Annotated in this window: 7 protein-coding genes; all 7 read right to left on the reverse strand. The window is 73.0% G+C overall.

Translation table 11 applies throughout. The annotated features are described in order from the left end of the window. Window positions 1-166 precede the first annotated feature (166 nt). A complete protein-coding gene (locus ACR2FV_RS09395) occupies window positions 167-832 on the reverse strand; it encodes an LUD domain-containing protein (RefSeq protein ID WP_434015430.1) in 666 nt (221 codons plus the stop codon). Further along, on the reverse strand, window positions 829-2,325 hold the full coding sequence (locus ACR2FV_RS09400) for a lactate utilization protein B (protein WP_434015431.1): 1,497 nt from the start codon (window positions 2,323-2,325) through the stop codon (window positions 829-831). The genes ACR2FV_RS09395 and ACR2FV_RS09400 overlap by 4 nt, the downstream gene beginning before the upstream one ends. After that, the gene (locus ACR2FV_RS09405) at window positions 2,322-3,131 is read right to left on the reverse strand and encodes a (Fe-S)-binding protein (RefSeq protein ID WP_434015432.1); all 810 of its coding nucleotides are present in this window, start codon (window positions 3,129-3,131) and stop codon (window positions 2,322-2,324) included. The genes ACR2FV_RS09400 and ACR2FV_RS09405 overlap by 4 nt, the downstream gene beginning before the upstream one ends. After that, entirely contained in the window at window positions 3,116-4,447 is a 1,332-nt protein-coding gene (locus tag ACR2FV_RS09410; protein WP_434015433.1) for a lactate racemase domain-containing protein, read from the reverse strand. Before ACR2FV_RS09410 ends, ACR2FV_RS09405 begins: the two co-directional genes overlap by 16 nt. Continuing rightward, window positions 4,447-4,683 carry a hypothetical protein gene (locus tag ACR2FV_RS09415; RefSeq protein ID WP_434015434.1) on the reverse strand — a complete coding sequence of 79 codons (237 nt, stop codon included), beginning with the start codon at window positions 4,681-4,683 and terminating at the stop codon, window positions 4,447-4,449. The genes ACR2FV_RS09410 and ACR2FV_RS09415 overlap by 1 nt, the downstream gene beginning before the upstream one ends. After that, entirely contained in the window at window positions 4,677-5,369 is a 693-nt protein-coding gene (locus ACR2FV_RS09420) for a hypothetical protein (RefSeq protein ID WP_434015435.1), read from the reverse strand. Before ACR2FV_RS09420 ends, ACR2FV_RS09415 begins: the two co-directional genes overlap by 7 nt. A gap of 44 nt (window positions 5,370-5,413) precedes the next feature. Next, window positions 5,414-8,117 (reverse strand): UxaA family hydrolase (locus tag ACR2FV_RS09425; RefSeq protein WP_434015436.1); only part of this gene is annotated, 2,704 nt, incomplete at its 5' end.

Here is an 8,117-nt window from a genome sequence, read left to right on the forward strand (position 1 = left end):
CTGACCAAAGAGCACGCATCGCCGGCCGTCCTCAAGGCCGTCGCCCAGGCCCGACACAGCGGTTCCATGGGCACCGTGCGGCCCCCGCTGGTCCCGCTGCCCCACGGGTACGACGCGGCGCCCGCGCTGGCCGCGATGGGGGTGCAGCCGGGGAGCTGAGACGCGGTCAGCGAGCGGGAGGTTCTCCTGGCACGCCGGGTGCCGCGTCCGGCGCGGCCTCGGCGACCGGTTCGGTCACCGGCTCGGTGCACCCCTGCTGCACCGGCTCGGCGTGCTCCTCCGCGGTGTCGCGCCCGGCGGTGGCGACGACGACCACGTGCACCTGCACTGGTCCGTGCATCCCTCTGATGTGCACCTGCTCGATGTCACCGGAGCTGCTTGGCCCGCTGACCAGGCGGATGCCGCTGGGCACCGGCCGGAGCGCACCCAGCGCGCCCAGGGTCTGGGCGTAGCCGCCAACCAGTCGGTCCGCAGGGACCAGCGCGATATGCACCGGAGGCACCAGAGCGGTCCGCCGGCGGTGGGCGGCGTCGAAGGCCAGGCCGAGCGTCGACGTCTCCGCGGCGGCCACCACGGCCGTGGTGAGCCCGATGTCCGCAACCCAGGGGTCGGTGACGGTGACCAGCCCCTCCAGGACCGGCGTGAGGACCGGGTCGTCGTCGCTGATGACGCGCAGCCCGGCACACAGCTCGGCGACCACGTCCCGGGCTGCCTTGAGGTCGGCCACCAGGTGCGGGGTGCCGCCGCGGGCCCGGAGCGCGTCGGCGAACGTGTCGGCCAGCCCCTGCGCGGGGGCGCCGACTGCGGCATCCTGCCCGGTGTCGGTGCTCATCGTCGGCCTCCCCTGCGCCGTGCGGAGCCGGCTCGTCGGGTCGTCGGCAGGGCGCGTCCCCTCGCCCAGTCCCGAGCCACCGGCAGGCGTTCCAGGACACCGCGCGGCAGCAGGCCGCCCGCACGCGCGGCGAGACGGGTCGCGGTGTGCGTGGCGCGGTGGCTCCACGCCACCGACCAGGCCCTCCACAGGAAGCGGGTGGCAGTGTCGGACGTCTCCTCCTGGTAGTCACCGCGCAGGTCGACCAGCATGTCGGGCAACGGGATCTTGACGGGGCAGGCGTCGCCGCAGGCACCGCACAGGCTGGAAAGGTAGGCCAGGTCCCGGTCCTCGGGACGCTTCGACAGCAGCGGCGTCAGCACCGCCCCGATCGGACCGCCATAGACGTTGGCGTAGGAGTGCCCGCCGCCGACGGAGGCGAACACAGGGCAGGCCGTCTGGCAGGCGCCGCAGCGGATGCAGGCCAGCACCTCCTCGTAGCGGCCACCCAGCAGCCTGCTGCGCCCGCCGTCCAGGATGACCAGGTGCAGCTCCTCTGGGCCGTCGTCCTCACCGGGCCGGCGCGGACCGTTGACCAGGGACTGGTAGACGGTGATCTCCTGAGCAGCCCCGGCGTGCGAGAGCAACGGGAGCAGCACGGCGAGGTCGTCGAAGGAGGGGATCACCTTCTCCACCGTCATGACGGCGATGTGCACCTTCGGCTGGGACATCACCATGTCCGCGTTGCCCTCGTTGGTCACCAGGGCAAGCGTCCCGGTGTCCGCCGCCGCGAAGTTGACGCCGGTGATCCCGATGTCGGCGGTGTGGAAGTCCTCGCGCAGCCGCTCCCGGGCGAACCGGGCCAGGTCCTGCGGCTCGTCGCCCAGGTTGGTGCCGGCCAGCGCGGCGAACCGGGTGGCGACGTCGCCACGAGAGAGGTGGACCGCCGGCGCCACGATGTGTGACGGGCGCTCGTCGGCGACCTGCACGATGTACTCGCCGAGGTCGGTCTCCACGACGTCGACGCCCATCTTCTCGAGGTGCTCGTTGAGGTGGATCTCCTCGGTCACCATCGACTTGGACTTGACCACCATCCCGGCGTCGTGACGGCGCACGATCGCGTCGATGGCCCCCAGCGCCTGGTCCGCGTCCGCCGCGCGGTGCACGACACCTCCGTGCGCCTCGACGTTCTGCTGGAGCTGGTCGAGGTAGCCCTCCAGGTCACCCAGCGTCCGTCGCCGGATCGCTGCGGCCTCCTCCCGCAGGGTGGCAAGCCGCCCAGTCCACCGGCCGATGCCCCACTCCCGGCTGCGGGTCGAGAGCCGGTCGGCGGTGAGCCGCGACTCAGGCCGGTCCACGGCTTCCTTCACGATCAGCGGGAGCTGTCGCCGGTGCTCCGGGATGTGGCCGGACGCCCACTCCGGGCGGTCCAGGGCGACGGCCTCGGTGCCGATGAGGGACGCCGAACGGCCCGCGCCGCCTCGGGTGTGCGAAGGCACCTGCTGGGTCGTCATGGCTGGACCCTTCCTGTGGTGGCGGGCGAGCCGTCCATGGCCTGCAGCACCAGCTCGGCGATGTGGATCGTCGGGACGCGGGCGGCGGTGTTCTCTGCCCGCCCGCCCAGGTGCAGCAGGCACCCGGGGTCGGCGGACACGAGGTAGGTCAGGTCCGCCTCGGCAGCCGTCCTCAGCTTGCGGTCGGCCATGGTGCAGGACAGCTCGGGGAACTTGGTGGCGAAGGTACCGCCGAAGCCGCAGCAGCTCTCGCTGTCGGCCACCTCGTGCAGCTCCAGCCCCTCGATGCGCTGCAGCACCGTGCGCGGCGACTCCTTCTCACCCAGGGTGCGCAGCATGTGGCAGGAGTCGTGCCAGGCGACCCGTGCGTCGAGAGCCATCGGCAGGTCCGCGCCGTACTCGGCCAGAAACTGGGTCAGCTCCCAGGTCCGGCCGGCCACCTCTCGCGCCTCATCGGCCCAGCCCTCCTCGGCCAGCCGCTGTATGCCGTGGTGCACGGTGGCCACGCAGGACCCGGAAGGGCTGACCACGGCGTCGAACGGCGCGAAGGTGTCCACCCAGTGCCGGGAGAGCATCCGGGCCGGGCCGGTGTGCCCGCTGTTGAGGGCGACCTGACCGCAGCAGCTCTGCGCCGGCGGGACAACGACCTCGATGCCCATCGCCTCGAGGATCCGCTGGGCCGCCGTCCCCGCCCGCGGCATCGCGAAGTCCACCGCGCAGGACAGGAACAGGGCGACACGGCGAGGCCTCACGCCACCGTGCCCGGTGCCGGTCGCGGGCATGCTGTCGTTCACAGGTGCGGCCACGCGGGCAACTCTCCTCTCGCGCCGAAGACGACAGGTCGCGGCTCGTCGGCCACCTCGAGCGAGGGGTCGGCGGCCACCGCGTCCAGGAGCGGCTCGCTGACGAGCATCTCGCCCAAGTGCAGGGTGCTGACGACACGGACCAGCCGCACATCCCGGATAGTACGCCGCCCGCACATCCGGGCCGCGGCGTGCACCACGTCCCGGTCGGTGGGCAGCACCATCGGCAGCCGGGAGCGGCGCAGCCCGCCCGTGCCGGAGGTCAGCGCGTTCACGTAGGTCGCGGGCAGGTCCACGTCGGCGATCAGCGCCGCCGGGACCAGGTCGGCGAGCCCGATTCCGGAGGCGTTGCCGCGCGAGGCCGCGGTCAGCCGGTGCACGGTCACTGCGGCGATGTGCGGGCCGGAGGGCTCCGGCACGCCGGGGATCCAGAACCGGCCCAGCACGTTGGTGTCCATCCCGGCGCCGGAGATGTCCTTGCCCATGGTGTCGACGACGAGCACGTCCAGGTCCTCGAAGGGCAGGTGCCCGTGCAGTGACCGGGCCCGGGCGACGAGGCGTCGCTCGTGGTCCCCGGCCACGCCCTCGGCGTCCACGACGGCCACCTCGGCGGTGCGCCCGAGTGAGTCCTCGACGATCGCCACCCCGCCCAGCAGCACCCCGGCGTCGCGCAGCACCTCGACGAACTCAGTGATCACCCGCGGCAGCTCGGCGCTGCCGTCCGCGTGCACGACGGTCGCACCGGTGATGTTGCCCAGACCGATGGCGGCCATCTTGGCCAGCCCGCTGCCGAAGTCGCCGGCAAAGTCAGTGTGCGGCTTCACCCGGTTCACCACGATGACGCCGTCCGCAGCCGCCACGGCGGCATCGAGGTGCACGGGCACGCCCGAGCCGGTGCGGCCCAGCAGGACGGTGTCCATGGTGGCCGTGACCGGTACGCCGAGCGCCTCCTCGGTCACCCCGAGATCGGCCAGGACCGCGGCCTGCCCGGACGCATGGGAGCTGCCGTGCGACCCCATGGCGGGGACGACGAACGGCTCTGCACCCTGCTCCCGCAGCGCGCCGACGGTCGCGGCCACCACCGCCGCGACGTCACGGATGCCCCGGCTGCCGACGCCCACTGCGATCCGCCGGCCGGCCAGGCCACCCAGCCCGTCCGCCAGATCACGTATGCCGGATCCCACTACGGCGTCGAAGTCGACCTCGGCAGCTGGCTCGCTGCGCCGACGCACCAGCACCCATCGAGGCAGCTCGGCCCCGTCGAGCAGGTCGACCCCCATATCGCGGACCGCCTCGAGCACGTCCCGGGAACGGTCCATCAGGACGTCACATCCTCCGTGGTCAGCTCCCCGTTTACCCGGCGGAGCAGCCCGCCGGGGTTGGCGTCGCGCAGCTCGGGCGGCAGCAGCGAGGGGACATCGGTGGCCAGCAGTGTCGGGGGCACGATGCCATCCTCCTCGTCGGATCCTGCCTGGGCCAGCACCCGCACCGCGGGGCGCTCGACGAGGGAGTCCAGCACCTCCTGGTGCCCGGCTTGGGTGCGGTCCATCAGCATGCGCCCCGGTGTGGCCGTCGACGTCCCCTCCGCGAGCTGGTCGACCAGACCGCTGTCCCGGGGCAGGAAGAGCAGCCCCGGCTTGGTGCAGAACTGGCCGACGCCGGGGGCGGCCCGCACCGCCGCCCCACCGCCGCCGCGCAGCTGCCCGCAGACGTCTTGTTCTGCGGGATGTAGAGCGGGTTGGCGCCTTCGATGTTCCGGGAGGACATGTCGCTGCAGATCCCGTAGCCGAGCACCTGCCCACGGGACATGATCAGCAGCGCCAGCTCTGGCTCCGGCACCGTCACCTCCGAGTCCGGACGGACGGCCACGGGCTCGCCGTCGGTGACCACCCGGCAGGGCGGTGACTTGAAGAACAACTCCGGCCGCTGTGCGTCGTACACCCAGGAGTGGGCGTCGCGCACCTGGCTTTCCGCCACGCGTGCATCCATCGACCGCTCGTAGCTGAGGCCCGAGTCCCAGACCTCCATCAGCCCCTCGACCGGGGGCAGCGTCAGCACCGACTCCAGCGGCAGGGACGCCTCGTGGTCCGCGCTATCCAGCCTGCTCCGGGCCTCGTCGAGATCGAGCGCCAGGAGGTCGGCGAAACCGCTCAGACCGGCCATCGGGCACACCCGGCCCTGGGCCAGCGTCCCGAGGCCGGGACTGCCGTCGTCCCGCCGGACATAGCGGATGATGTGCATGGGCTCTCCTGGTCGCTGTGTCGTCGGATCGGGTTGGCACCGGCTCACATGGAGACCCCCAGACGGCCCCGGCTCACCTGGAAGCCGACCAGGCCCGAGCGCTGTGCCCGGGTCTGGTACCGGCCCTCCACCGTCGCGCCGAGCAGCCGGGCCAGCGACTGCGTCGCCGCCTCCTCGGCCGGCTCGGTGGTCAGGCCGGAGTCCGCGGCGGGATCGGGTGCCAGGGTTGCGTCCAGGTCCTCGGCGTGGTGCCGCAGAGTGCCGGGGTCGGCCGACACCTGCAGCACCGGCGCGAATGGGTGGCCGGGCAGGCTCACCCCGGCCACGTGCACGAGGAGGGCGGCTGCGCCCCCGGCCACCAGCGCCGCCATCACCTCGAGCCAGTCCTCCCCCGGCCGCGCCACCACGTGCAGGCCCGGCTCGACTGGGGAACCGCCGTGCGGGAGGGTGGCACCGGGTCCCGTCGCGAGTCCGAGCACGTCGAGGAACGCCCGGCTCCCGATCAGGTCGGACTCCTCCATGACCAGCACGCTCGCCCCCGCCGCGACAGCAGCGCAGGCGATCCGGCCGAAGACCCGTGCTGCCCGGTCCGGCACCGGCCCGACGGCATGCATCCCGACCGACGGGGCTGACGCCGGGTCTGCGGCCGTGCCCCGACCGGCTCGGGTGGCCCCACGCTCGGCGAACCAGCGCTCCACCTTCTCCCCGACCGCGGTGATGCCACCGTCGAGCTGGATGCTGGCCCAGCCGTAGCGAGCTGGGTCGGTGCCGTCGGTGACCATGTGCCTGCGGAAGTAGTCGTTGTGGGTCTTCTCGCAGCCGTGCTCCAGGAGCAGCGCGTCGCGCACTCGGGGGTGCTTGACGTGGCCGACGACGACCCGGGCGAACAGCCGCTCGGAGGCGCCGCTGGAGACCCCGCAGCCCTCCGTGTGCACCGGCGCCGCGAACTGCCGGCCGGCGCCGGCACCTGCCGCCTGCAGGCGCTCTGCGATCTGCTGTGCCACCTGTCCGGAGCAGATGCTGGTCGGCATCACCAGGCCGATGTCTTGCGGCGCGCGCAGTCCGCCGAGCAGCTCGACGAGTCCCGCGTCGGCGGCTGCGCCGGCGAGCCGAACCGGCCCGCCGTCGGGGGCCTCGTCGAGCGTCGCGTCGTCGCCCGGTCGCGCCGCGGGCTCCTCCGGTCCCCGCTCCCAGTCCCGCCACAGCGACACCTGGCTGTGCCCGGCACGCTCCCCTGCCGTCCGGCGACCGGTGGCCACCTCGAGGGTTAGCCCGAGCACGTCACGGGTCAGCTGTTCCATCGGTGTGCCGGTCAGCAGGGCCCCGGCGTCGACGTCCATCTCGGCAGGCAGCAGCCGGTAGCGACCGGTGGTGGACACCAGCTTCACCGTCGGGACGAACGGGAAGTTGGTCACCGACCCGTTGCCGGTGGTGAAGAACACGACATTGGCGCCGGTGGCCACCTCGCCGGCGATGCTCTCCAGGTCGTTGCCGGGGCTGTCCATGAACGCGTACCCCGGCTCGGTCAACCGCTCGCCGTAGTCCAGGACGTAGTCCAGTCGCACCTGCGGATCCAGCTTGCGGGCGGCACCGAGTGACTTGATCGTGATGTTGTACAGCCCGCGCCACAGGTTGCCGCCAGAGACGTTGGTCTCGGCCGTGTGACCGTGCCTGCCGACCTGCTCCTTGAACCGGTCGACGGCCGCCAGGAAGCGCCGCGCGGTGTCCGCGTCGCGCACATTGGACACGACGTGGTCCTCGGCCCCTATCAGCTCGTCGGTCTCGGCCAGGATCGCCGAGCCGCCGTGCGCAACGACCTCGCGGGCCACCGCGCCCGCCAACGGGTTGGCGGTGATGCCGGAGAACGCGTCGGAGCCGCCGCACTGCAGGGCGATGCTGAGCGCGCTCATCGGCTGCTCGGTGCGCGCGGCGGTGACCAGCGAGACCCACGAGCGCACGATCGCCTCGGCCCTGCCGAGATCCTCCTGCACCGAGCCCGTCCGGGTCAGGAAGCCCACCGGTCGCCCGGTCGCCGGGTAGCCGGATCGCTGCGCGAACTCCCGCAGATCGGAGTTGCGCACCGGGGAGCCCGGCTCGTCCACGGCGAGCATGGCCCCCACGTTGGGGTGCACCGCATACCCGGCCAGCGTGCGCAGCACCAGCTCGCGGTTGTGCGTCCAGCGACGCCGTCCGCCCTCCGTGTGCACCACGGTGACGACCGGGTCCAGCCCGTCGACGGACCGGCCCACGTCGCCCAGCCGCCGTCCGAGAGCCTGCACGAAGGCGCCGGTCCGCGACGAGGTGGCCACGAGGATGATGTGGTTGCGGGTGCCAACCCCCAGCCCCGGACCACGGCTGTAGCCCCAGAAGGTGCCGCCGGGCGTGCTGGGCGTGGACTGCTGTCCCGGCCGGACCGTGTCCTCGTCCAGCTCGTAGGGCACCAGCGCGACGTCAACGATGTTGGCCGGCGGCAGGGCGGACGGGGCCAAGCGGCCGCGCAGGACGTCCAGCATCCGCTCGCTCACCAGGTACTCACCGGCCTGGACCGGGCGGGTGGCCGTGCCGAACGGACGGCCCCAGGAGAGCACCGGCTCGCCCTCGGCGACCGGGCGGACCGCGAACCGGTGTCCCTCCGGCACGGTGTGGCTGGCGGTGACGGCGCCGGACTCGCTCAGCAGGCGGGTACCGGCGTCGATCCTGCGCGCGGCCACCGCGGCGTTGTCCGCCGGAACGGGCAGCACTGCGACG

Origin of the sequence: Ornithinimicrobium sp. (assembly GCF_051004135.1) — a bacterium.
Taxonomy (GTDB): Bacteria; Actinomycetota; Actinomycetes; order Actinomycetales; family Dermatophilaceae; genus Ornithinicoccus.

Coding starts and splice junctions, on each gene's coding strand:
- ACR2FV_RS09395 (WP_434015430.1), bottom strand. CDS start 832: ATGAGCACCGACACCGGGCAGGATGCCGCAGTCGGCGCCCCCGCGCAG.
- ACR2FV_RS09400 (WP_434015431.1), bottom strand. CDS start 2,325: ATGACGACCCAGCAGGTGCCTTCGCACACCCGAGGCGGCGCGGGCCGT.
- ACR2FV_RS09410 (WP_434015433.1), bottom strand. CDS start 4,447: ATGGACCGTTCCCGGGACGTGCTCGAGGCGGTCCGCGATATGGGGGTC.
- ACR2FV_RS09415 (WP_434015434.1), bottom strand. CDS start 4,683: ATGCTGATGGACCGCACCCAAGCCGGGCACCAGGAGGTGCTGGACTCC.
- ACR2FV_RS09420 (WP_434015435.1), bottom strand. CDS start 5,369: ATGCACATCATCCGCTATGTCCGGCGGGACGACGGCAGTCCCGGCCTC.